This window comes from Arthrobacter sp. 01T425 (assembly GCF_056398725.1).
Window position 1 is genome coordinate 31,878 of sequence record NZ_JBFTPY010000004.1, and the last position, 23,003, is coordinate 54,880.

The 23,003-nt window shown below is 66.5% G+C and carries 27 protein-coding genes and 1 tRNA gene; 20 read left to right on the forward strand and 8 right to left on the reverse strand.

The annotated features are described in order from the left end of the window. Positions 1–131 precede the first annotated feature (131 nt). Entirely contained in the window at positions 132–1,688 is a 1,557-nt protein-coding gene (locus tag AC1DNG_RS06760) for an amino acid permease (protein ID WP_476851254.1), read from the forward strand. A 140-nt stretch (positions 1,689–1,828) separates the two neighbouring features. Beyond that, positions 1,829–2,434 carry a TetR/AcrR family transcriptional regulator gene (locus tag AC1DNG_RS06765; RefSeq protein ID WP_028276965.1) on the forward strand — a complete coding sequence of 202 codons (606 nt, stop codon included), beginning with the start codon at positions 1,829–1,831 and terminating at the stop codon, positions 2,432–2,434. Between the two features lie 8 nt (positions 2,435–2,442). On the opposite strand, the gene AC1DNG_RS06770 is transcribed toward AC1DNG_RS06765, so the two are convergent. The 3 genes from AC1DNG_RS06770 to AC1DNG_RS06780 all read right to left on the reverse strand — a co-directional run bounded on the left by AC1DNG_RS06770 (position 2,443) and on the right by AC1DNG_RS06780 (position 5,272). Then, entirely contained in the window at positions 2,443–3,093 is a 651-nt protein-coding gene (locus AC1DNG_RS06770; RefSeq protein ID WP_476886977.1) for a DUF2461 domain-containing protein, read from the reverse strand. A gap of 189 nt (positions 3,094–3,282) precedes the next feature. Beyond that, a complete protein-coding gene (locus tag AC1DNG_RS06775) occupies positions 3,283–4,782 on the reverse strand; it encodes a catalase (RefSeq protein ID WP_476886978.1) in 1,500 nt (499 codons plus the stop codon). Positions 4,783–4,804: 22 nt separating this feature from the next. After that, the gene (locus AC1DNG_RS06780) at positions 4,805–5,272 is read right to left on the reverse strand and encodes a Fur family transcriptional regulator (protein ID WP_026537503.1); all 468 of its coding nucleotides are present in this window, start codon (positions 5,270–5,272) and stop codon (positions 4,805–4,807) included. Positions 5,273–5,374: 102 nt separating this feature from the next. Between AC1DNG_RS06780 and AC1DNG_RS06785 the strand changes: the two genes are divergently transcribed. After that, positions 5,375–6,646, forward strand: a complete 1,272-nt coding sequence (locus tag AC1DNG_RS06785) for an MFS transporter (protein WP_476886979.1) — start codon at positions 5,375–5,377, stop codon at positions 6,644–6,646. A gap of 70 nt (positions 6,647–6,716) precedes the next feature. Next, positions 6,717–7,586: a zinc metalloprotease HtpX gene (gene htpX / locus AC1DNG_RS06790; RefSeq protein ID WP_243181996.1), complete on the forward strand. Its 870-nt coding sequence runs from the start codon at positions 6,717–6,719 to the stop codon at positions 7,584–7,586. Between the two features lie 112 nt (positions 7,587–7,698). Here the strand turns inward: htpX and AC1DNG_RS06795 are convergent, their stop codons facing one another. Next, positions 7,699–8,190 carry a YajQ family cyclic di-GMP-binding protein gene (locus AC1DNG_RS06795; RefSeq protein WP_018773569.1) on the reverse strand — a complete coding sequence of 164 codons (492 nt, stop codon included), beginning with the start codon at positions 8,188–8,190 and terminating at the stop codon, positions 7,699–7,701. 196 nt (positions 8,191–8,386) lie between these two features. Here AC1DNG_RS06795 and AC1DNG_RS06800 point away from each other — a divergent pair, with 196 nt between their 5' ends. Then, positions 8,387–8,641 (forward strand): hypothetical protein, encoded by a 255-nt coding sequence (locus AC1DNG_RS06800; protein WP_028276970.1) that lies wholly within the window; start codon positions 8,387–8,389, stop codon positions 8,639–8,641. A gap of 172 nt (positions 8,642–8,813) precedes the next feature. Next, positions 8,814–8,895 (forward strand) — tRNA-Tyr (locus AC1DNG_RS06805). A 116-nt stretch (positions 8,896–9,011) separates the two neighbouring features. On the opposite strand, the gene AC1DNG_RS06810 is transcribed toward AC1DNG_RS06805, so the two are convergent. Further along, positions 9,012–9,590 carry a LysM peptidoglycan-binding domain-containing protein gene (locus tag AC1DNG_RS06810; protein WP_476886980.1) on the reverse strand — a complete coding sequence of 193 codons (579 nt, stop codon included), beginning with the start codon at positions 9,588–9,590 and terminating at the stop codon, positions 9,012–9,014. A 133-nt stretch (positions 9,591–9,723) separates the two neighbouring features. Here AC1DNG_RS06810 and AC1DNG_RS06815 point away from each other — a divergent pair, with 133 nt between their 5' ends. The 4 genes from AC1DNG_RS06815 (at position 9,724) to AC1DNG_RS06830 (ending at position 12,220) form a co-directional block, all read left to right on the forward strand. Further along, entirely contained in the window at positions 9,724–10,317 is a 594-nt protein-coding gene (locus AC1DNG_RS06815; RefSeq protein WP_476886981.1) for a DinB family protein, read from the forward strand. Between the two features lie 70 nt (positions 10,318–10,387). Continuing rightward, positions 10,388–10,765, forward strand: a complete 378-nt coding sequence (locus AC1DNG_RS06820; protein WP_230009962.1) for an META domain-containing protein — start codon at positions 10,388–10,390, stop codon at positions 10,763–10,765. A 133-nt stretch (positions 10,766–10,898) separates the two neighbouring features. Further along, positions 10,899–11,075 carry a DUF1059 domain-containing protein gene (locus tag AC1DNG_RS06825; protein WP_162159079.1) on the forward strand — a complete coding sequence of 59 codons (177 nt, stop codon included), beginning with the start codon at positions 10,899–10,901 and terminating at the stop codon, positions 11,073–11,075. Then, positions 11,072–12,220 (forward strand): EAL domain-containing protein, encoded by a 1,149-nt coding sequence (locus AC1DNG_RS06830; protein ID WP_476886982.1) that lies wholly within the window; start codon positions 11,072–11,074, stop codon positions 12,218–12,220. The genes AC1DNG_RS06825 and AC1DNG_RS06830 overlap by 4 nt, the downstream gene beginning before the upstream one ends. On the opposite strand, the gene AC1DNG_RS06835 is transcribed toward AC1DNG_RS06830, so the two are convergent. Then, on the reverse strand, positions 12,217–12,693 hold the full coding sequence (locus AC1DNG_RS06835; RefSeq protein ID WP_476859362.1) for a DUF1810 domain-containing protein: 477 nt from the start codon (positions 12,691–12,693) through the stop codon (positions 12,217–12,219). The genes AC1DNG_RS06830 and AC1DNG_RS06835 overlap by 4 nt on opposite strands. 115 nt (positions 12,694–12,808) lie before the next feature. Between AC1DNG_RS06835 and AC1DNG_RS06840 the strand changes: the two genes are divergently transcribed. From AC1DNG_RS06840 to AC1DNG_RS06860, 5 genes are all read left to right on the forward strand, one after another. Then, entirely contained in the window at positions 12,809–13,741 is a 933-nt protein-coding gene (locus tag AC1DNG_RS06840; RefSeq protein ID WP_476886983.1) for an ABC transporter ATP-binding protein, read from the forward strand. Continuing rightward, positions 13,734–15,326, forward strand: a complete 1,593-nt coding sequence (locus tag AC1DNG_RS06845) for an ABC transporter permease (RefSeq protein WP_476886984.1) — start codon at positions 13,734–13,736, stop codon at positions 15,324–15,326. The genes AC1DNG_RS06840 and AC1DNG_RS06845 overlap by 8 nt, the downstream gene beginning before the upstream one ends. A 117-nt stretch (positions 15,327–15,443) precedes the next feature. Next, positions 15,444–16,175: an MgtC/SapB family protein gene (locus AC1DNG_RS06850; protein ID WP_476886985.1), complete on the forward strand. Its 732-nt coding sequence runs from the start codon at positions 15,444–15,446 to the stop codon at positions 16,173–16,175. Positions 16,176–16,259: 84 nt separating this feature from the next. After that, positions 16,260–16,802 carry a GNAT family N-acetyltransferase gene (locus tag AC1DNG_RS06855; protein ID WP_476855641.1) on the forward strand — a complete coding sequence of 181 codons (543 nt, stop codon included), beginning with the start codon at positions 16,260–16,262 and terminating at the stop codon, positions 16,800–16,802. A 32-nt stretch (positions 16,803–16,834) separates the two neighbouring features. After that, positions 16,835–17,251 (forward strand): VOC family protein, encoded by a 417-nt coding sequence (locus AC1DNG_RS06860; protein WP_476872963.1) that lies wholly within the window; start codon positions 16,835–16,837, stop codon positions 17,249–17,251. A 13-nt stretch (positions 17,252–17,264) separates the two neighbouring features. Here AC1DNG_RS06860 and AC1DNG_RS06865 read toward each other — a convergent pair whose 3' ends face one another. Continuing rightward, positions 17,265–17,699: a DUF7144 family membrane protein gene (locus AC1DNG_RS06865; protein WP_043436157.1), complete on the reverse strand. Its 435-nt coding sequence runs from the start codon at positions 17,697–17,699 to the stop codon at positions 17,265–17,267. A 182-nt stretch (positions 17,700–17,881) separates the two neighbouring features. Between AC1DNG_RS06865 and AC1DNG_RS06870 the strand changes: the two genes are divergently transcribed. The 3 genes from AC1DNG_RS06870 (at position 17,882) to trxA (ending at position 19,701) form a co-directional block, all read left to right on the forward strand. Then, positions 17,882–18,610 carry a Type 1 glutamine amidotransferase-like domain-containing protein gene (locus AC1DNG_RS06870; protein ID WP_476886986.1) on the forward strand — a complete coding sequence of 243 codons (729 nt, stop codon included), beginning with the start codon at positions 17,882–17,884 and terminating at the stop codon, positions 18,608–18,610. A gap of 53 nt (positions 18,611–18,663) precedes the next feature. Continuing rightward, positions 18,664–19,209, forward strand: a complete 546-nt coding sequence (locus tag AC1DNG_RS06875; RefSeq protein WP_476886987.1) for an acyl-CoA thioesterase — start codon at positions 18,664–18,666, stop codon at positions 19,207–19,209. 78 nt (positions 19,210–19,287) lie between these two features. After that, positions 19,288–19,701: a thioredoxin gene (gene trxA, locus AC1DNG_RS06880; protein WP_018773584.1), complete on the forward strand. Its 414-nt coding sequence runs from the start codon at positions 19,288–19,290 to the stop codon at positions 19,699–19,701. A 108-nt stretch (positions 19,702–19,809) separates the two neighbouring features. Here trxA and AC1DNG_RS06885 read toward each other — a convergent pair whose 3' ends face one another. Then, positions 19,810–20,088 (reverse strand): putative quinol monooxygenase, encoded by a 279-nt coding sequence (locus tag AC1DNG_RS06885; protein WP_223913755.1) that lies wholly within the window; start codon positions 20,086–20,088, stop codon positions 19,810–19,812. A gap of 111 nt (positions 20,089–20,199) precedes the next feature. Here AC1DNG_RS06885 and AC1DNG_RS06890 point away from each other — a divergent pair, with 111 nt between their 5' ends. Continuing rightward, on the forward strand, positions 20,200–21,888 hold the full coding sequence (locus AC1DNG_RS06890; RefSeq protein ID WP_476886988.1) for an AMP-binding protein: 1,689 nt from the start codon (positions 20,200–20,202) through the stop codon (positions 21,886–21,888). 132 nt (positions 21,889–22,020) lie between these two features. Continuing rightward, a complete protein-coding gene (locus AC1DNG_RS06895) occupies positions 22,021–22,938 on the forward strand; it encodes a hypothetical protein (protein WP_476886989.1) in 918 nt (305 codons plus the stop codon). The last annotated feature ends 65 nt before the right edge of the window (positions 22,939–23,003 follow it).

A 23,003-nucleotide genomic window follows, 5' to 3' on the forward strand; every position in this document is an offset into this window, starting at 1 on the left:
CCGTGCAGGATAAACCTGCACGGCCCGCTTTTGCGTCTCACTATGTGGGATAAAAATGGCCGTCCAGTGGATGGACTCTAAGATGGATAGGTCTGTTTCCACCCCAGTTATCGAGATTGCGGACTTTCCTAATGAACCTTTTCCGGACCAAATCCATCGAGCAGTCCATGTCCGACGCCGATGAACCCGGACGCAAGCTGAAGCGCACGCTAAGCACGTGGGACCTCATGATCATGGGGGTCGCGGTTGCCGTGGGCGCCGGGATCTTCTCGGTCGGCGCCAAGGCCGCCGCGAACTTTGCCGGCCCCGCCGTCACCATCTCCTTCGCGATCGCCGCCGTCACCTGCGCGCTCGCCATCATGTGCTACGCCGAGTTCGCCACGGCCATTCCGGTGGCAGGCTCCGCCTACGTCTTCACCTACGCGACCATGGGTGAGATCCTGGCGTGGATCATCGGCTGGAACCTGATCCTCGAACTCTTCACTGCCGGCGCCGTGATTGCGAAGTACTGGGGCATCTACCTCAGCAAAGTCTTTGCGCTCATGGGCGTGGACATTCCGCCGTCGATCTCCCTGGGCGGCGTCGACCTCTACTGGGGCGCCTTCCTGATCGTTGCCATCTTCACCGTGCTGCTGGTCCTCGGGACCAAGCTCTCCGCCCGCGTCGGCAACATCTTCACGCTCATCAAGATCGCGGTGGTCCTCTTCGTGATCGTCGTCGGCTTCACGTACGTGAAGTTCGAGAACTACGCCCCGTTCGTCCCGGCCTCCGAGCCGACCGGAGGCACCGGAACCGCGGATGTCCTCAAGCAGTCGTTCTTCGGCTTCCTGACCGGCGCCGCCCCGGCCCAGTATGGAACCCTCGGTATCTTCGCCGGCGCCGCCCTGGTCTTCTTCGCCTTCATCGGCTTCGACGTCGTCGCCACCTCGGCCGAAGAGGTCAAGAACCCGCAGAAGACGCTGCCCCGCGGCATCTTCGGCGGCCTGGCAATCGTTACCGTCCTGTACATCCTGGTGTCGCTGGCGTTGACCGGCATGGTCTCCTACACCCAGCTGGCTGAGGCCAAGAACCCGACGCTCACCACCGCCTTCGAGGCGGTCGGCAACACCGACGCCGCCAAGGTCATTGCCTTTGGTTCCCTCGTGGGCCTGACCACCGTGATCATGGTGCTGCTCATGGGCCTCTCGCGCGTGGTGCTCGCGATGAGCCGCGACGGCCTGCTTCCGCGCTCCCTGTCCAAGACCAGCTCGGTGCGGGGGACGCCGGCCCGCCTGCAGATCATCTGCGGCGCCGGAGTGGCGCTCGTCGCCGGCCTGACCAACGTGGACCTGCTCGAGGAAATGATCAACATCGGGACCCTGTCCGCCTTCGTGATGGTGAGCCTTGGCATCCTGGTGCTGCGCAAGAAGCGCCCGGACCTGAAGCCGGCCTTCCGCGTCCCGTTCGGCAAGGTGCTCCCGGTCGTCTCTGCGGTCCTGTGCCTGTACCTCATGACGAACCTGGCCGTGGAAACCTGGATCTTCTTCGCCATCTGGCTCGTGATCGGTATTGCGATCTACTTCGCCTACGGCCAGCGCCACTCCAGGCTGAATGAAAAGTTCGCGGAGGCCCGCGCCTCGGTGAACGGCACGGCCAGCGCGGCCGGAGCGCCCGCGGAGGACAACGAGGACGCGCTCACCCGCTCCTGAGAAGGGAGCGGTCGGCCCCCCGCATCGAAGTCGCCGGAGCCGTGCGAATTCGCCGGAAATTTCCGGCGTAACCGCACGGCTCCGGCGACTTCGGCGTTCGGGCGCCGCTCCGTCAGGGCGGCGCTCCCTAAGATGGACACATGGCCCGCCCAGCAAGACCGGAACGCAAATCAGAGTTGCTGTCGGCAATTCTCGACTACCTCATGGACAAGACCCTGGCGGAGCTGACGTTTCGCGGTCTGGCCGACGGGCTGGGTGTCAGCAGCTACGTCCTGGTCTACCACTTCGGGCACCGCGAACAGCTGATCAACGAGATCATCCGCGGCATCGAATCCCGGCTGGACAGCATCCGCGCCACCGACGTCAGGGACATCGACCGGGACGCGTGGCGGGCCTTTCTGCTTGAGTCCTGGCAGTGGACCATGGCGCAGCGCAACCGGCACCTGGCCCGGCTTGAATTTGAGGCCACGGCGCAGGACATTGTGGCGGCGGTGCCGCGCGGCACAGCGCAGGAGCACTTCCGGATGTTGCACGAGAAGGCCCGGGACTGGCTGGTCATCCAGGGCATCCAGCCGGAATTCGCCGACACCGACGCCCGCCTGTTCACGGCCGCGTTCTACGGGCTGCAGTTCGATTTCGTCGTCAACAACCAGCCAGAGGAAGCCACCAAGGCCTTTGAGCTGATGATGCTGGTCTTCTTCAACAACCTCGACAGGCGCCTCGCCACCGACGGCCAGCACATCTGAGCAGAACCTCAGGGAGCAGCGTAGCTGCCCTCCCACTCCACGAGGGGGCGCAGTTGGTCCCAGCGCTGTGCCACTTCCTCCACCGCCCCGGGACCGGCAAGCCAGCCGGGCTGGCCCACGTTGACGCCGGCCGTGAGGGATTTGTGCTTGAGCAGCTCCGCCCGGGGATGGTCCTTGTCGAAGCCCCGCGGCACCGTCTTTAGCCGTTCGCCCTCCACCGCGAACCCTGCCGTCTCGACCTTCCGCACGATCGCCTGCAGGGCATCGCCGCTGTCGGGATCGTCCACGGCACCGCGAAAGCGTGCCAGCTGGGCCGGAGTGTGGGTGTGGCAGCCGCCGCCGATCAGGAGGCCGTCGGCGCTGAGCTGGATATAGAAGCCCACGCCTTCGCCCACCGCCGCGAAGGCCCCCTGCGCGGTCTTATAGGGTGATTTGTCCGGCGAGAACCGCACATCCCGGTTGGGGCGAAAGAGCTTGGCCGGTCCGAAGCGTGGCTCGAGCTCGGCCAGCAGCTGGGTCAGCGGCCCCTTCACCGCGGCCTCGTAGACCGGCTTGTGTTCGAGCCACCAGTCCCGGTTGTTGTTCTGTTCAAGATCGGCATAGAACCGGAAGGCGTCACTTGGAATGCCTGCGAATGGAGTGCCAGCGAATGCGGTCATGCCCAAATCCTACGGAGCCGCGGCACACGGTGGCGAGGGGCACGCGCACCCATGTGGATAACCGCAAAACGCCCCGCCACGGGAGTCCGTGGCGGGGCGTTTTGTTGGCTCCAGCGGTCACCGAATGCCGGTCACCGGCCGCCCAGGCGGCCGTCAAGGCCAGCCGTCAGGCAACGTTCCATGCAACCATCAGACCTTGTTGGCGGCCTCGGCGTCGGACTCAACCTGGCCGGCACCGAGGTTGGCGCGCAGCTTGGCGCCGAATTCGACGTCGACGTTGGTCCAGTACGCGATGGCGCGTTCCTTGATGCTGGCGTTCTTGACGCCGCTGACGGCGCCGGTGACGGTCTCCAGCAGGCGGGCCTTCTCGCCGTCGTTGTACACCTCGCGGTACAGCGTGCCGGCCTGGCCGAAGTCGCCGTCCTCTGCGTGCAGGGAGTGCGCGGAGAGCGTGAGCTCGCCGTCGTTCTCCCAGCCGCCGCCCGCAACGCCGGGCTCAACGGCAGCCGGGCCGCCCACGGAGTTCGGTGCGTACACCGGAACGGACGGGGCGTTGAAGTGGTAACGCCCGGCGCCGTCCTGGCTGTAGTTGTTGACCTGGCTCTTGGGCAGGTTCACCGGGAGCTGGGCGTGGTTGGTGCCGACGCGGTAGCGGTGCGCGTCCGCGTAGGAGAAGATGCGGGCCTGCAGCATCTTGTCCGGGGAGGCGGCGATGCCCGGCACGAAGTTCGACGGCGCGAAGGTGGCCTGCTCGATCTGCGCGAAGTAGTTCTCCGGGTTCTTGTTCAGCTCCATGGTGCCGACCTTGACCAGCGGGTAGTCCGCGTGCGGCCACACCTTGGTGAGGTCGAAGGGGTTGAAGCGGTACGTCTTGGCGTCCTCGTACGGCATGACCTGGACGTGGAGGTCCCAGGAGGGGAAGTTGCCGGCGGCAATGTTTTCCTGGAGGTCGCGGATGTAGAAGTCGCCGTCGGCGCCGGCAAGGGCCTCGGCCTCGTCGCCGGTCATGGACTTGACGCCCTGGTTGGACTTGAAGTGGTACTTGACCCAGAACCGCTCACCCTCGGCGTTGATCCACTGGTAGGTGTGCGAGCCGTAGCCCTGCATTTCACGCCAGGAGGCCGGCAGGCCGCGGTCACCCATGAGCCAGGTGACCTGGTGGGCGGACTCGGGGGAGAGGGTCCAGAAGTCCCACTGCATGTCGGCGTCGCGCAGGTGGGTGCCGGGGAGGCGCTTCTGGGAGTGGATGAAGTCCGGGAACTTGATGCCGTCGCGGATGAAGAACACCGGAGTGTTGTTGCCGACGAGGTCGTAGTTGCCCTCGGTGGTGTAGAACTTCACGGCGAAACCGCGGGGGTCGCGCCAGGTGTCGGGGGAGCCTGCCTCGCCGGCAACGGAGGAGAAGCGGATGAGCATGTCCGTCTCAACGCCGGGCTGGAACAGTGCGGCCTTGGTGAACTTCGAGACGTCCTCGGTGGTCTTGAAGGTACCGAAGGCGCCGCCGCCCTTGGCGTGCACGACGCGCTCCGGGACGCGCTCGCGGTTGAACTGCGCGAGCTTCTCGATCAGGTAGTGATCGGTCAGGATGATCGCGCCGTCGGCGCCGACGGACTTGGAGTGGGCGTCGGAAGTGACGGGAGCCCCGGACTGTGTCGTGGACACGGCGGGCGCAGAGATGATCTCAGTCATAGTTCTCCTTGGGTTGGGTTTCTTAGTTTCGTTCGGAGGGAAGCTGTTGGGTGCGCTGGCAGTCCTGGCAGATGCCCTGGTACAGCACGTCCGCGATCTGGATGGTCATCGGCTTGGCGTCCGCGTTCCAGTGCGGGGTCAGGCAGGGCGCGTGGCCCACGGCGCATTCGACGTCCTCCACCCGGCCGCAGCTGATGCACACGGCATGGTGGTGGTTGTCCCCGACCCGCGTCTCGTACAGCGCGGGGGAGTGCGGGGGCTCAAAACGGCGCAGCATGTGCAGATCCGTGAGGTCCCCGAGGACCACGTAGACGGACTGGGCGGTCAGGTCCGGCAATTCCTGCCGGGCGGCGGCAAGGATTGCCTCTGCCGGCGAATGCGGGTGATGTTCGACGGCGGCCAGCACGGCCAGGCGCTGTTTGGTCACCCGGCGGCCGTGGGCACGCAGGGCGGCTGCCCATGCGTCGTGGGTGCCCGAGGAATCCGTCATACCCTCATTCAAGCACTTATTATGACTGCCTCACAATAAGGCGTGGCTAATATTGTCCGGCCGTGTCACAGGGCACTCCCGGTTCGCCACTAGAGTTGCCCGGTGGAGAAATTGTTGGCGGACATCACGCCGTTGCGTGAAAGTCCGGCCTTCCGCCGTCTGTGGCTTGGGTCCGCCGTCTCCGCCCTGGGCAGCCAACTGACCCTGGTGGCGGTCAGCCTGGAGGTCTACCGGCTGACCCAGGACAGCCTCTACGTGGGCCTGCTGAGTCTCTTCGCCCTCGTGCCGCTGGTCTTTGGGGGCCTCCTGGGCGGCTCGATCGCCGACGCCCATGACCGCCGCACCGTAACACTCCTGGCGTCGTCCGTCCTCTGGCTGACCACCGCCGCGCTGGCCCTCCAGACGTGGCTGGAAGTGGGCAACGTGTGGCTGCTCTATGCGCTCGTGGCGGTGCAGAGCGGTGCCCAGGCCATCAACCAGCCGGCCCGCAGCGCCATCATCCCGGTGCTGGTGCGCAAGGAGTTGCTGCCGGCCGCAAATGCCCTGAGCATGATGATTTTCGGGCTGACCATGACCGCCGGCCCGCTGCTGGCCGGCGTGCTCGTGGCGTGGGTCGGGTTTGGCTGGACGTACACGATCGACGTCATCAGCTTTGCGTTTGCGTTCTGGGCCCTCCTGAAACTGCCTTCCATGCCGCCGGGCGAGCACGCCAGGCCGGCCGGCCTGCGTTCCGTGGTGGAGGGGTTCCGTTTCCTTGGCACCCGGCCCAACCTCCGCATGACGTTCGTGATCGATCTCGTGGCCATGATCTTTGCCCAGCCCCGGGCGCTCCTGCCGGCCATCGGCGCGTTGACGATCGGCGGCGGTGAGGCCACGGTGGGGATCCTGTTGGCTTCGATGGCCGTGGGGGCATTCCTGGCCGGCCTGTTCTCGGGGCCGCTGGGCGGCGTCCGCCGGCAGGGGGCCGCGGTGGTGTGGTCCGTGATGGGCTGGGGCGGCTCGGTGGCGGCCTTCGGCCTGGTGGTGGTCCTGGCCGGTCATTCCGGCGACGACGGCGTGGGCGTGTGGCTGCTGCCCGCCGCCCTGTGCTGCGCGCTGGCCGGCATCGCGGATTCCGTGAGCGCAGTCTTCCGGACCACCATCCTGCAGGCCTCCACCCCCGACCATCTGCGCGGGCGTCTGCAGGGCGTCTTTGTGGTGGTGGTCGCCGGCGGACCCCGGATCGGGGACATGCTGGCCGGCGGCGCGACTAAACTTTTGAACGAGGGGTGGGTCCTGCTGCTCGGCGGCGTGCTGTGCATTGCTGTGGCCTGGATATTGGCCCGCCAGCAGGTCGGATTCCTGCGGTACGACGCGCGGAACCCGGTGCCGTAGCGGTTCGTTTTCCTTGGTAGGTCAGTGAATTACAGGGCATCAGCTTGCAGTACACGTATCAGGAGGACCAGTGCACAAGCATCACAACGGACTGAAGACCGCGGCGCTGTTCGGAGTGCTGTGGGCGGTCCTGCTGGGCCTGGGGGCGTTCATCGCCGCGGGGACCCGCAGTGCGGCGCCGATCTGGATCATGGCCCTGATCGGGGTCGGCACCACGGCCTACGGGTACTGGAACAGCGACAAGCTCGCCATCCGTGCCATGCAGGCCTATCCCGTCACGGAGGCCGAGGCGCCCCAGCTGTACCAGATCGTCCGGGAGCTGTCCGGCCGGGCCAACCAGCCGATGCCGCGCATCTACGTCTCGCCCACCATGGCGCCAAATGCCTTCGCCACCGGCCGGAACCCGCAGAACGCGGCAGTGTGCTGCACCGAGGGCATCATGCGGATGCTGGACGCCCGCGAACTGCGCGGCGTCCTGGGGCATGAACTGATGCACGTCTACAACCGGGACATCCTGACGGCGTCGGTGGCGGCCGCCGTCGCCGGCGTCATCACTTCGGTGGCGCAGATGATGTTGCTGTTCGGCGGCGGGGACCGCCGCAATGCGAACCCGTTCGCCGCGATCGCCATGGCCCTGCTGGCCCCGTTCGCCGCATCCCTGATCCAGATGGCCATCTCCCGTACACGGGAGTACGACGCCGACGAGGACGGCTCGTCGCTGACCGGAGATCCGCTGGCGCTCGCCTCCGCCCTGCGCAAGATCGAGCAGGGCGTGCAGCTGGCGCCGTTGCCGCAGGACCAGCGGCTGGTCAACGCCTCGCACATGATGATCGCCAACCCGTTCAAAGGCGGAGGCGTGGCCAAGATGTTCTCCACCCACCCGCCGATGGCCGAGCGGATCGGCCGGCTGGAGCGGATGGCCGGGCGCCCGCTCAGCTGAGGCAGGCTGCGGCTCTGGCGACGCGCGAGTAGTTCCGCGACACGCAAAAGGGCTGGCGACACCGTCGCCAGCCCTTTTCCGCGACGCGCAAATTTGCGCCGCGGACGGGCCGCTAGCTGCGGAAGTTAACGAACTGCAGGTCGGCCTCGTCGAAGCCCTTCAGCAGGTTCATGGTCTCCTGGAGATCATCGCGGGACTTCGAGGTCACCCGGAGCTCGTCGCCCTGGATCTGTGACTTGACGGACTTGGGGGCCTCGTCCCGGATCAACTTGTTGATCTTCTTGGCGAGGTCCTGGGCGATGCCCTCCTTGATGGAGGCCTCGAGCCGGAATTCCTTGCCGGAGGCGTAGGGCTCACCTGTGTCGAGGGACTTCAGCGAAATGCCGCGGCGGATGAGCTTGGACTGCAGCACATCGAGCACCGCGAGCACCCGCTCCTCGGAGTTGGCCTTCATCAGGATCTTCTCGCCGCTGAAATCGACCTCGGCGCCGACGCCCTTGAAGTCGTAGCGCTGGGCAATTTCCTTCTGCGCCTGGTTCAGCGCGTTGGCGACTTCCTGCTTGTCTACCTTGCTGACGACGTCGAACGTGGATTCGCCTGCCATGACTTTCCTCCTGATGTTTGCCGGGTGCCTGCGTGAGGCCGGGATGTCTGCATTCCAGACTAGTACGGATGCCCCCGATGTGGCGGCCGGCCTTGCGGCCCGGGTTTCACAGTCCGCTCATAGCTCAATCACGGCGGGAACGAAGCCGGGCTGGCCAGAGTTGCAAGAGTTGGAACCGCTGCTGAAAGGCAAGAACATGCACCAAAAAGCCGTCCGCTACGTCAACCGCACTACCGCCGCCGCTGCCAGCACTCTGGCCGCGACGGCGAGCTCCGTTGCCGCCGCCGCGCTGGCGGCGTCCATCATCCTGAGCCCGGCCGCCGACGCATCAGTCCGCATGGACGGGGTCCACACGGACCTGGCCCGTGCCGTCGAGCTGAACCAGGTCACCGCCGAGCAGGCGGCACGATTCGAGGCAAGACTGGCGGGGCGGATTCTCGGCGAGGCCTGAAATTCTGCGGATTTTGGCCCTTTTTCGGCCCTTTTATGATCTGCTGAGGCGCCGATTCGATTCTTCGGCGGAAGTTCTGTAAAGTTGTCTTGCCCGCGGGTGCTGGAAGCGGAACGGACTGGAAACAGACGTTCCGGGACTGGAAACCGCGAGTGATCTTCTTTTGAAGTTCGGCAGATTACCCGAGCGGCCAAAGGGGGCTGACTGTAAATCAGCTGGCAACGCCTACGGGGGTTCGAATCCCTCATCTGCCACCCTTGGAGAAGCCTCCGGAACCATTAGGTTCCGGAGGCTTTTTCTTTGTCCGCGGCCCAACGGCCCGTCTCCACAGTGCAAGGTCTGTCTCAAAGACCTGCCTCAATGGCCCGGCTCAGTCGGCCGGGGGATTCGGAATGGTTACCGTGGTGCCGGCGGGCGGAATCCATTCGCCTCCGGTCAACAGGTTCAGGTTGGCTATCCGCAAGGCATAGAGCGGGACGCCGTAGCGGCTCGCGATGCCCGAGGGAGTGTCTCCGGCGCCCACCCTGTACAGGAGCCGTCCCTGCCCGTCCTGCCCGGTCACGCTGCCGCCGGCCCCTAGCTGGGGCACGTCCACGCCCCTGAGGTCGATAATCTCTCCTGCGGCAACGGACACCGCTTCGTTGAAGCTCCTGAGGATCTCCGGAGTCATCCGGAAGTGGGCGGCGATGCCCTCCCAGGTGTCGCCGTCGACGGCCGCGTAGCGCATCGGCAGGAGGAACCCGTTCACTTCGGTCGTCCCCCGCAGGCCTCCGGACGCCGGGGACGTTGCGGGGGCGGACGCCGCAGGCCGGCCCGCCGGAACTCCGTCCGGGGCCTCTGCGCCGGAAGAACAGGCTGCCAAAAGAATGGCGAGAGCCGCGGCCAGGAGAGCTGCGGCCAGGAGTACTGCGGCGGGCCGGACCCGATGTGCACCGGAATCGAGATTCACCCTGGGTGTCCTGTCGATCGGGGCCTCCCCCCGAGGCCCGTTGGCACCAATTATTCCATACGTTGTATGAAACCCGTTGTTCTGCCAGACTGTTCTGCCAGGCAGCGCCCGCGCGTTCGGTATAGTGCGGGTCATGGACGACAAAGCGATCTTGCACACCTACCTGCGCACCCGGCGGCAGGACCTCCTCGGGAAGCTCGAAGGTCTCAGCGAGTATGACGTGCGCCGGCCCCTCACTCCCACGGGAACCAGCCTGCTGGGACTGGTCAAGCACGTGGCCAGCGTCGAACTCGGCTACTTTGGCGAGGTCTTCGGCCGTCCCAGCGAGCTGAAGCTGCCGTGGTTCGCCGACGACGCGGAGCCGGATGCGGACATGTGGGCAGCCCCCGGCGAGACGCGCGAGCAGATCACCGAGCTGCACCGGCTCTCGGCGGCCCACAGCGATGCCACCATCGATGAACTGCCGCTCAACGCGCCCGGTGTGGTGCCTTGGTGGCCGGACGAGCGCAAGCACGTGACCCTGCAGCAGATCCTCGTGCACATGTGCGTGGAGACCGCCCACCACCTCGGACACGCCGACATCCTGCGCGAACTCATCGACGGCAGCGCGGGCCAGCGTCCCGGGGATCCGAACCTTTCGCCGCGCACCGCCGAGGAATGGGCCGTGCACCGGGCCCGCATCGAGGCTGCCGCCGTCGCTGCCGAAGCAGCGGGGGCAGGCCGGTAGGAGCCCGAAGGCGACCCGGAGAGGCGGAATGATCCTTCCGTGCGGGAAATAGCTCAACTAGCATGGCGGCATGAGTCGGTTGCGTCGAAGCGGTCTGCTGGTTGTTGCCATGCTGGTTGCCGGCATGGCGCTGGCGGCAATCACGGGGTGCTCCGGCCCGGCGCTGAAGTCGTTCGCCGGAAGTTGGGGACAGACCGTCAAAGGTCAGCCCAACCTGACGATCACCGACGACGGCTCCTTCCAAGGAACGGACGGCTGCAATCGTTTGACGGGCAAAGGATCGATTTCGGGCGATTCCTTCGACTTCGGCCCGATCGCATCCACCATGATGGCCTGCAACGACGTCGACACGTGGCTATCGCAGGCGCACGCCGCCAAAGTGGATGGGACTGTGCTTGTCGTCTACGACAACAGCGGTAACAAGATCGGAACCCTGGCCAAGCAGTGACATTGCCGTCTTCGCACTCTGTGGGCGTTCGTGTTCCGGCAAACACCCCGCTTTTCTGCAAGCTAAATCTCAGTTTTCGGTGCGGAGCCAACGTAGGGTGGTCCGGTCCGCTGTTGAAGAAGAAGGAGCATTCGTGAAGTCGTTTGCCTGTGGTGATGTGGTTCCCGGTTGTGACGCCCGCTGGGTGTGCAGTACCGACGATGAAATTCTGGTCAATGTGGCCGCCCACGCGGCGTCCGCACATGGGCTGGAGGAGCTGCCGGCCGACGTCGTGCAGTCGGTCCACAGAGCCATCGTTCCCGTTAGTTGATTCACGAGGCAGGCGGCCTCCCGCCCGACGCCGGGGCCGCGCCGGGCCCGGATTGGGTGAAGCAACTGGCGGCCGCCTGCCGGGGTGTTGGCCTTTCCGCGGCCTACCAGCCCATTGTTGATACCGCGCGCGGCACAGTGGTGGGCTATGAGGCCCTGGCCCGGTTTCCGGGCTTCGCCGAAAAAAATCCTGAGGTGTGGTTTGCCGCCGCGCGCACGCATGGCCTGGCAGCCGAGCTCGAGGCCGCAGCCTTGCGGGCGGCGCTCGCGGCGCGTCCCACATTGCCGCCGAACTGCTTCCTGACCCTCAACGTCTCACCGGAGCTGCTGTTGACGGAGGAGATCCGTGGCATCTGGCGCGGCCAGGGAAACCTCGCCGGACTGGTGGTCGAGCTGACGGAGCAGACCCCGATCGACTCCTATCTGGAGCTTGAGCCCGACCTCAACCAGCTGCGCGCTGCAGGCGCGCTGATCGCCGTCGACGACGCCGGTGCCGGCTATGCCGGGCTCCGGCACCTGCTGGCCCTGCGGCCCTCGCTGATCAAGCTGGATCGTGAACTGATCCAGGATGTTGACCGTGACGAAGCCAAGCGTGCCCTGATCTCCATGCTCGGAACCTTTGCCAGCCGCGTCGATGCCTGGATCCTGGCCGAGGGAGTGGAGCGCGTGGAGGAACTGGACGCCCTCGTCGCCCTCGGCGTACCCCTGGTGCAGGGGTATTGCCTGGCCCGGCCCGGACCGGCGTGGGAAAAAATCGATCTCGACGTTGCCCACCGTCTGGCGTCCAACCCCCCGGCGACGCACCAGAGCATCATCCGGGACATCGTGGAACCCGCGACGACGGCCGCCACCACTGCGACGGCGGCGGCCGCGTTTGATGACAACCCGGCCCTGCAGTCGGTGGTGCTGATGGGCGATCATCTGCGGCCCGTTGCGGTGCTCGACCCCTCCGCGGCGGCCCTCGGCGTCGTGAGCCCGGGAATGCGGGTCAACCTGGACACGCCGCTCAGCGAAGCCCTGGCCCGTTCCATGACGCGGACTCAGGCCAACCGGTTTGACCCCCTGCTGGTGACGGACAACGCCGGCCGCTTTGCCGGCGTCGCCCGCATGGAGCGGATGATCACGGCGCTGGCCGCGGACAGCTAACCGTCCGCCGGGTCCGGGCCGCCGGGTTGTCCGTCCCGCAACTGGCCTTCCAGCAGCCGGTCCGTGGCGGGATCGGACAGGCCATCGAAATAGCGGTCCAGGACGACGCGGAACACGGTTTCGCCGGGCGCGGCCCGCTGGAACAGCGTCATGGATGAGTGCAGCTTCCGGGTGTCGATGCCGCCGAAAATTTGCGCCGCGGACCGCCCCTGAAGTTCGGCCACTGCGGCGGCAGCCTCCCGCAGCCGCGGGCCAAGGACGCCGTGCCGGCAGTAAGCGCGGGCCTCGGCCAGGGATGAGATGGCGTACTTCCGGGCGGTTTCGCTGCGGCCCAGGCCCGCGAGCTGGGGGAAAACGAACCACATCCAGTGACTCCTCTTCATGCCTGACCGCAACTCCGCCAGTGCGTGCCCGTAGGTTCCGCCGGCGTCCTGGGCCGCCACGAACCGTTCAAGATCGTAAGGGTCTTCCATGCTCGCTAGGCTACGTCCCCCGGTGCCGGAGTGACAGCACGGCGACAGGCCGCGCGCGGGCGAAGGGTCATTCGGCCGGGGCGGGATTGCCGATCCCGGGCGTATCGTGTCCCCCATGGCGAATGTCCTGGAGATGGTCGGCGTTGTGAAGCGGTTCGGTCCCGTGGTTGCCTTGAATGGGTTGGACTTTTCAGTCGAGGCGGGCGAGGTCCACGGCTTCCTCGGACCGAACGGCTCCGGCAAATCGACCACGATTCGCCTGCTGCTGGGCATGCTTCGCGCCAATGCTGGCTCCATCCGGGTGCTGGGCCTTGACCCGTGGCGCGACGTCGCGAGCCTCCACCGGCGCCTGGCCTACGTCCCCGGGGATGTGGCGTTGTGGCCCAACCTGACCGGCGGAGAAGTGATCGACCTCCTCGGCCGGCTCCAGGGCGGCCAGGACCTGGCCCGGCGGGCCCAGCTGTTGGAGCTCTTCGACCTCGATCCGACCAAGAAGTCCCGGGCCTACTCCAAAGGCAACCGGCAGAAAGTGGCCCTGGTCGCTGCCCTGGCCACCGACGCTGAGCTGTTCCTGCTGGACGAGCCCACCAGCGGACTGGACCCCCTGATGGAGGAGGCCTTCCGCGGCTGTATCCGGGAACTGCGTAACCAGGGCCGCACGGTACTGCTCAGCAGCCATATCCTCAGCGAGGCCGAGGCACTTTCGGACCGCGTGAGCATCATCCGTGAGGGCCGGGTGGTGGAGACGGGGCGGCTTGATGAACTCAGGCACCTGACCCGCACCTCCGTCACTGCCGATGTCGCGGTGGTACCGGCGGGCTTGGATGCCCTGCCAGGCGTGCACGACGTCGTCGTCACGAACCACCGCGTCAGCGCCCACGTGGAACCGTCCGGCCTGGCCCCGTTCATGCGGGCGTTGACCGACGCGGGACTCGTCGCGCTGACCAGCCAGCCGCCCACCCTGGAGGATCTCTTCCTTCGCCACTACGGCGCTGCGGTGCCCGTGGCCGCGGCCGGGTCGAGCAGCGGACGCACCACCGATGCGTGAAACGTTGGCGGGGACCGGAGTCCTGATCAGGCTCGGGCTCCGCCGCGACCGATGGCTGTTGCCGGCGTGGATCGCCGGATTCGCCGCGACAACGTATTCAACCGCGGTGGCCGGCGCCGAGCTCTACCCCGATGTGGGCAGCCGGGTCGAGGCCGCGACGGCCCTGAATGCCACGGCCTCGCTCGTGGCCCTCTTCGGCAGGGTCTACGACCCCACGTCCCTCGGTGCCTTGTCCCTCATCAAGTACACGGCGTTCATGGCTGCCATCCTCGCCGTCCTGATGGTGTTCATTACCGTCCGCCATACCCGCAGCGACGAAGAGTCCGGGCGGCTCGAGCTCCTGGGCGGCGGCCGAATGGGCCGCGACGCGCCGCTCGCGGCCGCCCTCACCATCAGCTTCGGAGCCAGCATTGTCCTGGGGCTGGTCACTGCGGTGTCTTTGGCCGCCGGCGGACTTCCGGTGGCCGGCTCGATCGCGTTCGGACTGGGCTGGGCCGCCACCGGCATGGCATTCAGCGCCGTGGCCGGGGTCACCGCCCAGCTGACGGCCAGCGCGCGGGCGGCCACGGGAATGAGCCTCGGCGTCGTTGCCGTGACCTATGCGCTGCGTGCGGTGGGGGACCTCGCCGAACCGGGGCCCTCCGCCCTGTCCTGGCTTTCGCCGATCGGCTGGAACCAGCAGATCCGGGCCTTCGCCGGGGACCAGTGGTGGGTGCTCGCCCTGCCACTGGCACTGTGCGCCTTACTCGTGCCCGTGGCCCTGGCACTCCGCGCCCGTCGGGACCTCGGCTCCGGCCTGCGCCAGGAGCGCCCCGGCCCGGCTCGCGGCTCGCTCCGCGGGGTTGGGGACCTCGCTGTGCGGCTCCAGTTCCGGCTGCTGGCGGCCTGGGCGGTCGCCTTCGTGGTGTTCGGCGTGGTGATCGGATCGCTGGCCGGCAACGTCATGGACTTGTTGAGTTCGCCCAACGCGCAGGACCTGATCATGATGCTGGGCGGAACCCAGGCCATGACGGATGCCTTCATTGCAGCGGAGATCAGCATCATGGGACTGCTGGCCGCTGCCTACGGACTGTCCGCGGCCAGCCGGCTCCGTGACGAGGAGACCGACGGCCACGTCGAGGCACTGCTGGGCACCGCCACCACCCGGCCGCGGTGGGCGACCAGCCATTTCGCCCTGGCGCTGGCCGGGGTCGCCGTGCTCATGCTGCTGGCCGGAGTGTCGGTCGGGGCCGGCGCAGCCACCGTCCTGGCCGATGCCAACCAACTTGGCCGCGTCACACTGGCCGCTGCCGCCCAGATCCCCGCGGCCTGGGTCATGACCGCTGCGGTGCTGGCGGTGTTCGGCTGGGCGCCCCGGCTCACCGGGACGGTCTGGGCCCTGCTGCTGCTCTTCGTCGCGCTTGGTGAGTTTGGCGTGCTGTGGAATGCCCCGGAGTGGCTGATGGAGCTCTCCCCGTTCCGGCACTCGCCGCTGCTGCCCCTGGATTCCGGCGCCGTCGGGCCGTTGCTCGGACTTACGGTGATTGCCGCGGCGCTCGCCGCGCTGGGGTACGCCGGCTGGCGCCGCCGGGATCTGGCCCCGTGAGCGGGCCAGAGCAGCCACTACTCGCCACTAGGGGGCAGCGGTAATATCAGATTCGAGAGTTCTTGGCGCATTCCGGCACTGACGGGACGCCGCTCTCGGGCCGGGTCGGAGGGCGGGATGCAGGACGCATACGGGCTATATACCCCGACCACGCTGGTGGAAATCGGGCTTCTGCTGGCGACATTTATCCTCTGCTCCCTGATTGGCACTGAGCGGCAGGTCCGGCAAAAGGTCGCTGGCTACCGCACCCACGTCCTGGTCGGCCTCGGATCGTGCACGTTCACCCTGATCTCCGCCTACGGCTTCGCCGCCGCGCTGGCGCCCGGGGCCACCATGGACCCGTCCCGTATTGCAGCCCAAATCGTCAGCGGCATCGGCTTCCTCGGTGCCGGGGTGATTTTCAAGGGACGGAACGTAGTCCGCGGCCTGACGACGGCGGCCAGCATTTGGGTTTCTGCCGCCGTCGGCATGGCGTGCGGGGCCGGAATGCTGTCCCTGGCTGTTTCGCTGACCGCTTTCCACCTCATCACGTTGTACGTCGTTTCTCCCGTGATCAGGAAGATCCCGACCCCCGACGCCCACCGGGTTCTGCACCTGGGCTATGACGACAACCGGGGCGTGCTGCGGCAAGTGTTGGAGATCGCCACGAATATGGGGTTCAGCTCGTCGATCCTGAGCATCAATAAGGCGGGCGATGAAAAAAAGCCGATCGTCCTCATGGACATCCGCTTCCATGGTCATCTTCCGCTGCGGGAACTCGTCCCTTACCTCCTTGATGTGCCCGGCGTGCAGAGTGTGACCGTTCGCGGCACCGATCCGAACGAGGATGACGACGATCCCAGCGCCTGAGAACCCCATCAAGCACACCACCGGGACTCCCGTGACTGGCGCACGCTGATTGAAGCCGTTCGGGATGACCGTTAGAGTCTGCGGATGACCGAGAACAGCGTCGCTTTGACGGATACCGTGTGCGTGCGGGTGCTGCGCAGGTCCGACGCCGGGCACCTGGCCGACGCCTACCGGCGGAACCGGGAGCACCTGGCGCCCTGGGAACCGGTGCGGTTTGAGGAATTCTTCACCGCAGAGGGACAAGCCGCCAGCATTGAATCCAAGCTCGGGTTGTTCATCGCGGGAACGGATGTGCCCTGGGTCCTCGTGGAAGGCTCCCGCATCATCGGGGTGATCAACCTCAGCGGGATTGTCCGGGGGCCATTCCTCAGCGCCCACCTCGGCTACTGGGTGGACAAGGACCTGACAGGGCGGGGAATTGGCTCGGCCGCGGTGGAGTTCGCCCTCCAGACCGCGCGCAACGAACTGGGACTGCACCGGCTGCAGGCCTCAACCCTCCCGCACAACGCCGCGTCCCAGCGGATCCTGAAGCGGGCTGGCTTTGAGGAGATCGGTTTGGCAGCCCAGTACCTTCGGATTGCCGGATCCTGGCAGGACCACATCCTCTTCCAGCGGATACTGTTCTGATGGCTGATGTTCCGGTTGCACCAGGTCCCGTTGTGCCAGTTCCCATTGCACCGGGGGACTTTGGTGCCCTGCACCATGTAGAACTCTGGGTGCCGGACCTGCAGCGGGCCAGGGACCAGTGGGGCTGGCTGCTGGGCAGGCTGGGCTACGAGGCCTACCAGGACTGGGCCCACGGGTGCAGCTGGCGCCGCGGGCCGACGTACATCGTCGTCGAGCAGTCCCCGGCGCTGACCGGAACCGCGCACGACCGCAAAGCACCGGGCCTGAACCACCTGGCGTTCAGCGCGGGGACCCGGGCTGACGTGGACGCCATGGCGGGCGAGAGCGTCAGCCACGGCTGGGCCGAGCTGTTTCCGGACAAGTATCCGCACGCAGGCGGCCCCGCCCACTTCGCCGCCTACCTCGTGAACGCGGACGGCTACGAAGTGGAGCTGATTGCTACAGGCTGATGGCGTCGGTGCCCTACGGGTTGGTTGTCGGAGGTGCCTGCTCGGCCTTCAGTTCCTCGCCGTGGGCGATGATCGCGTAGATGATCAGCACGTCCATGGCGATGACGATGACGGACCACCACGGCTGCTGCGGAATGAGCATCAGTTGAACGACCGCACTGAAGCCGGCAACGACGACGCCAACGACTCGAGCCCACGTTGCGCCGGCGAAGAGCGCGACGGCGGTGAGGATCAAGAGCACCCCGAGGGCGACATTCCACCAGCCCCACCCCTTCGCATCGAAGAGGAACAGGGTTCCCGGGGTCGACAAATAGTAGGTGTCGGGTCCGGTGAGCGCGACGAGGCCTTGAAGGCCGCTGAAAACGCCGTTGATGATCAGAATGACTCCGGCGAAACGGACCCAACCGGTCCAGCCGGTCGCAGTGACAGGGTGATGGGCAGTACTCATAGTGTCGACCGCTTTCCGTTGAATGCTCTGCCGTCGGCCTCATGGTCGGCGCAGTCGTGGGGTGAAGCTAGTACCGATTCCGATTATGTTCCTCGCAGTCCGGACCGGTCAATCGCTATAGGTCCTCGGAGCCGCCCGCGCCGGGCTCATTGCGATTGCCGTGGATCCGGGTACGTTGAACCATGACCATCCTGCTTGTTGGCGGCGGCCCCGACACCGTAACCACAGCTGCCGTCTTCGACCGCTTCGTCAAGGAACTCCGGCACCGGGCTACCGGCAGGGTTCCGCGCGTCGCTGTGGTTCTCTTTGACCATGAGGGCAGCTCGGAATATTTCCTGCCTGCCTATGTGGTGCCGTTGGAGTCCCGGACAGCCTGCGAGGTCGTCCCGGTCCTCCTCGGCTTCAACCGGGGCGCGGACCCTGCCGCGTTCGACGACGTCGACGGCATCGTCGTCGGGGGCGGGCCGACGCCGGGCTATCTGGAAGGCTTGCTGCCGTCCGCGCAGCCCATCCGCAGTCTGGTCTCCGACGGTGTGCCGTATATGGGATTCTCAGCCGGCGCGATGGTGGCTCCGGTGCGGGCGATCGTGGGCGGCTACCGGATCCGCGGCACCGAGGTCTGCCCGGCGGATTGGTCGGAGGGTCTGGAAGAAGTGGAGATCCGCGACGGGCTGGGTCTGGTGCCTTTCGCCGTCGACGTGCACGCCGCGCAGGCGGGAACGCTCGGCCGGGCCGTGGGGGCGGTGGCAAAAGGTCTCGTGGACCGCGCGGTCGCCGTGGACGAGGACACTGCCCTGGTCCTGCACCACGCGGGCCTGGAGGAGCTGGACGTGATCGGCACCGGGAACTGCTGGACGATTCGCGGCGTTGGCACCAAAGCCACCGTCTCGGTTCTGTCGGCGCACAGCTAGGTTCCGGCACCCACCCCTTGGCACACTTGTTACCCGCGGGTAACATATGACTCATGCATCTCCTGTTCCGGACTCTCCTGCTGCTGTTCACGTCCTCACGCCGCTCACCGTTGAGCATCTGGGACAGCTCCTCGCTGCCGCTGCGGGTCCTGCCCACGGACATCGACATCGCCCTGCACGTCAATAACGGCATGTACTTCTCGCTCATGGACCTCGGCCGCTTCGACCTCATGGCCCGCAGCGGCACCTGGAGGAAGATGCGCCGCCGGGGCTGGACGCCGGTCGCGGCGGGGGAGACCATCGCGTTCCGCCGTTCGCTGCAGCTCTGGCAGCAGTACACGATCGAGTCCAGGATCATCGGCCTGGACTCGAAGGCCATCTACTTCGAACAGCGGATGGTGGTGGACGGCGAAGTGTATGCGCGCGCCTATATCGCCACCCGGCTTCTGAGCAAGGGCAAGCCCGTCAGCCAGGAGGAAATCATCCGCGAGTTCGGCGCCCCGCCGGCGGATCTGGAGCTGCCCGGGTGGATCCACGAATGGCGCGAAACCAACGCCCTGCCCGGCGCCAGGCGTCCGGCCCCGCACGCCTGGGCGTGACCCGCCTACAGCCCCGCCCGGATGTGCCAACAGCGAAATGCCGGGGACAATCCGTGCCCGCTCCCGTACCGTTGACTCATGGCTACCGTAGACATCACAGGTGAACAGTTCGCATCGACAGTCGAGGATAACGACATTGTCCTCGTCGATTTCTGGGCCGAATGGTGCGGCCCGTGCAAACAGTTCGGCCCCACGTACTCGGCGATCTCCGAGAAGCACCCGGACGTCGTCTTCTCCAAGGTCGACACCGAAGCCGAGCAGCAGCTCGCCGCCGAGGCCGGCATTACGTCGATTCCCACGCTGATGGCCTTCCGCGAAAAGGTCCTGGTGTTCTCGCAGCCTGGCGCCCTGAACGCGCAGCAGCTCGAGCAGGTGGTCGACGCCGTCAAGGCCCTGGACATGGAAGAAGTCCACGCCCACGTGGCCCGGTCCCAGGCCGAGGCCGCCGCAGCTGCGGCCAAGCAGGACGGCACCCAGATCCCGGAGGCCTGAACGTCCACGGCTTAATCCCAGGCTTAACGCAACGCGGGGTCACTCCGCGCCCATAAATCCCTCTGGGATGGGCGCGGAGTGACCCCGCGTTGTGGTTGGAAGGGTGGGTTAGAGCGTTTCGAGCTTGACCGGCTCGGCCAGCAGCGCGCTGAGGGATTCGTTCAGGTCCTGGACGGCCGTGCCCTTGGAGTGCTTGTCCAGGTCCGCCTGGCTGGCCCACCGTTCGGTCAGGACGAGCTTGTCCTCGCTGGCCTCGGTGAGCTCGTAGCGGATGCAGCCGGGCTCGTTGACCACCTCGTCGATCGCGATGTCCAGGGCGAGCTTCACGCGGAAGAATTCGCCGTCGTTGGGGATGAAAATGGCCTGAAGGTCAACGGGTGCACTCATGGCAATCACCCTACCGGGCTGCCGGGCAGGCGCCGGACCATGACCCAAGATTTCATAGGACTTCCAAGCTTTGCTCTTCTTTTGCCTCCGCACTGTTGGTAGCGTCACACCATGCTTGCTTACACAGCCGGGGACACTGACGTCCCGCTGCTCAAGGAAACCATTGGCGCGAACTTCGAACGGATCGCGGCGCGGTTCCCGTACCACGACGCCCTGATCGAGGCGGCTGCGGTACCCGGCGAAGAGGCCCGGCGGTGGAGCTACACCAAGTTGAACGACGACGTCGACCGCCTGGCACGTGCGCTCCTCGCCCTGGGCGTCGCGAAGGGCGAGCGGATCGGCATCTGGAGCCCCAACTGCGCCGAGTGGACCATCCTGCAGTACGCCACCGCGAAGGTCGGGGCGATCCTGGTCAACGTCAACCCCGCCTACCGCAGCCATGAGCTCGAGTTTGTGGTCACCCAGAACGGCATGCGCATGCTGGTCACCGCGCCGTCGGACAGGAACAGCGACTACACAGCGATGGCGCGGCAGGCGCTGGCGGCGTGCCCGGATCTGCGCGAGCTGGTCTTCCTCCCGGGCACCGGCCTGGACGGGCTGACCGCCGGCGAACCCGGCACTGACGCGGAGCGCACCTATGCCGAGCTGCTCAAGCGGGCCGACGACGTCGGGCACTCCGAGCTGAAAGCGCGCATGGCGGCACTGGACGCGCAGGACCCCGTCAATCTGCAGTACACCTCCGGCACCACGGGGTTCCCGAAGGGCGCCACGCTGACGCACCACAACATCCTTAATAACGGTTTTTCGATCGGCGAACAGCTGGGCTACACGGAACACGACCGCGTGGTGATCCCGGTGCCCTTCTATCACTGCTTCGGCATGGTGATCGGGAACCTCGCGGCGCTCAGCCACGGGGCCGCCACCATCATCCCCGGCCGGTCATTCTCGCCGGCCGCGGCGCTGGAAGCTGTGCAGGACTTCGGCGGAACCTCGCTCTACGGCGTGCCGACCATGTTCATCGCCGAGCTCGCCCTGCCGGACTTCGCCTCCTACGACCTCTCGACACTGCGCACGGGCGTCATGGCCGGCTCGCTGTGTCCCATCGAGGTGATGAACCGGGTCATCACGGAAATGAACATGAAAGACGTCGCCATTTGCTACGGCATGACGGAGACCTCGCCGGTGTCCACGATGACCCGGAGCGTGGACACCATGGCCCAGCGCACCGAGACTGTGGGCCGGACCATGCCGAACCTGGAGAGCCGGATCGTGGACCCGGTCACGGGAGAGGTGGTGGAGCGCGGCGGGATCGGCGAACTCTGCACGCGCGGCTACGCGGTGATGCGCGGGTACTGGAACCAGCCTGACAAGACCGCCGAGGCGATCGACGCCGACGCCTGGATGCACACCGGAGACCTCGCCCGGATGGACGCGGACGGGTACATCGTGATCGAGGGCCGGATCAAGGACATGGTGATCCGCGGCGGCGAGAACGTCTATCCGCGCGAAATCGAGGAATTCCTCTACACCCACCCGGACATCCAGGACGTGCAGGTGATCGGTGTCCCGGACGAAAAGTACGGCGAGGAGCTGATGGCCTGCGTCATTTTGAAGCCGGGGGCCGCGCCGATGGACGCCGCCAGCCTGGCCGAGTTCTGCCGCGGCAAGCTGGCGCACTACAAGGTCCCGCGCTACGTGGATGTCCGGGAGAGCTTCCCGATGACCGTTTCCGGCAAGATCCGCAAGGTGGACATGCGCCAGGAGGCCGCGGCCCGGCTGGGCCTCCAGACCGGCGGCTGACGGCAACGCGGGGTCACTTAAGGCCCATCCCGGGGCGCCGGACGGGCCGTAAGTGACCCCGTGTTGAGGCGATTCCGGAGGGCCTGTGGATAACCTCAGCGCCGAGGTTGATCCGCGGTCACAATGGTGCGCATGGTCCGCATTGTGCCGCTTCCCGAAAGCCTCACCCTCACACCGTTCACCGTCTATGAGTCGCGCGCGCTGGGTATTCCGCCCAAACGTCTACGGGCGCAGGATTTGTCCGACGGCGGCCGCCTTATTTATCTGCCGGCCGGCCGGCAGCTTGAGATCGTCGAACGGGCCAGGGTCCTCGCCGCTGCTACCCCGGGTGCCTGGGCGTCCCATGAAACCGCGGCCGTGCTGACCAGGCTCGGGCTGCCGCCATGGTTGGGCGAATGCCACACCATCCACCTCAGCAAACCCCATGAACTGCCCAGAGTCCGCCGTGCCGGGGTGACTGGCCACCGCGTGCGGCTCATTCCGGGCGAGCTGACCGACGTCGACGGCATCCCTGTCACGGCGCCGCCCCGCACTTGGCTGGATCTGGCCGCAGTCCTGCCGCTCAACTACCTCATCGCGATGGGGGACCAGCTCATCCGACAGCCCAGGCCCAGCCTCGAACTGAGGTCGGAGCCCTACGCCTACAAGGATGGCCTGCGGTTGCTGATCCGCCAGCATCCCAACATGAAGGGCGTCGAGAAGGCGCGGCTTGCGCTGGACGAGATGCGGGTGGGAGCAGACTCTTTCCCGGAGACATTCCTGCGGCTGGCGCTGTTGGATGCGCGTCTGCCGGAGCCGGAGCTGCAATTGAGGCTCGACCCGGAAGACCCGCGCTCACCGGCTGCAGACATGGGCTACCGGAGGTACGGGATCGCCATGCAGTACGACGGCGTCCACCACCTCACGCGGGAACAGCAGACCCGGGACAACCGGCGAGACGAAGCGTTCCGCAGCGCCGGATGGGCGTATTTCAAAGTCAACGCCGATGATCTTGCCGAGGGATTCGACAGCGTCATCACCCGGATCAAGAGGGCCCGGCTCCGCGCCTAAGCAAACTCCGCCCCGCCTGTCCCGCCCACACCAACGCGGGGTCAGATCGCGCCCATAAAGGGGCC

Bases quoted from the DNA above. Each gene is read 5' to 3' on its own strand.
- AC1DNG_RS06815 (WP_476886981.1), top strand. From the start codon at position 9,724: ATGGACGACAAAGCGATCTTGCACACCTACCTGCGCACCCGGCGGCAG.
- AC1DNG_RS06795 (WP_018773569.1), bottom strand. From the start codon at position 8,190: ATGGCAGGCGAATCCACGTTCGACGTCGTCAGCAAGGTAGACAAGCAG.
- AC1DNG_RS06780 (WP_026537503.1), bottom strand. From the start codon at position 5,272: ATGACGGATTCCTCGGGCACCCACGACGCATGGGCAGCCGCCCTGCGT.
- AC1DNG_RS06760 (WP_476851254.1), top strand. From the start codon at position 132: ATGAACCTTTTCCGGACCAAATCCATCGAGCAGTCCATGTCCGACGCC.
- AC1DNG_RS06850 (WP_476886985.1), top strand. From the start codon at position 15,444: ATGCAGGACGCATACGGGCTATATACCCCGACCACGCTGGTGGAAATC.
- AC1DNG_RS06870 (WP_476886986.1), top strand. From the start codon at position 17,882: ATGACCATCCTGCTTGTTGGCGGCGGCCCCGACACCGTAACCACAGCT.
- AC1DNG_RS06890 (WP_476886988.1), top strand. From the start codon at position 20,200: ATGCTTGCTTACACAGCCGGGGACACTGACGTCCCGCTGCTCAAGGAA.
- AC1DNG_RS06765 (WP_028276965.1), top strand. From the start codon at position 1,829: ATGGCCCGCCCAGCAAGACCGGAACGCAAATCAGAGTTGCTGTCGGCA.
- AC1DNG_RS06800 (WP_028276970.1), top strand. From the start codon at position 8,387: ATGCACCAAAAAGCCGTCCGCTACGTCAACCGCACTACCGCCGCCGCT.
- AC1DNG_RS06840 (WP_476886983.1), top strand. From the start codon at position 12,809: ATGGCGAATGTCCTGGAGATGGTCGGCGTTGTGAAGCGGTTCGGTCCC.
- AC1DNG_RS06875 (WP_476886987.1), top strand. From the start codon at position 18,664: ATGCATCTCCTGTTCCGGACTCTCCTGCTGCTGTTCACGTCCTCACGC.
- AC1DNG_RS06845 (WP_476886984.1), top strand. From the start codon at position 13,734: ATGCGTGAAACGTTGGCGGGGACCGGAGTCCTGATCAGGCTCGGGCTC.
- AC1DNG_RS06835 (WP_476859362.1), bottom strand. From the start codon at position 12,693: ATGGAAGACCCTTACGATCTTGAACGGTTCGTGGCGGCCCAGGACGCC.
- AC1DNG_RS06770 (WP_476886977.1), bottom strand. From the start codon at position 3,093: ATGACCGCATTCGCTGGCACTCCATTCGCAGGCATTCCAAGTGACGCC.
- AC1DNG_RS06855 (WP_476855641.1), top strand. From the start codon at position 16,260: ATGACCGAGAACAGCGTCGCTTTGACGGATACCGTGTGCGTGCGGGTG.
- AC1DNG_RS06775 (WP_476886978.1), bottom strand. From the start codon at position 4,782: ATGACTGAGATCATCTCTGCGCCCGCCGTGTCCACGACACAGTCCGGG.
- AC1DNG_RS06865 (WP_043436157.1), bottom strand. From the start codon at position 17,699: ATGAGTACTGCCCATCACCCTGTCACTGCGACCGGCTGGACCGGTTGG.
- AC1DNG_RS06885 (WP_223913755.1), bottom strand. From the start codon at position 20,088: ATGAGTGCACCCGTTGACCTTCAGGCCATTTTCATCCCCAACGACGGC.
- AC1DNG_RS06820 (WP_230009962.1), top strand. From the start codon at position 10,388: ATGAGTCGGTTGCGTCGAAGCGGTCTGCTGGTTGTTGCCATGCTGGTT.
- AC1DNG_RS06895 (WP_476886989.1), top strand. From the start codon at position 22,021: ATGGTCCGCATTGTGCCGCTTCCCGAAAGCCTCACCCTCACACCGTTC.
- trxA (WP_018773584.1), top strand. From the start codon at position 19,288: ATGGCTACCGTAGACATCACAGGTGAACAGTTCGCATCGACAGTCGAG.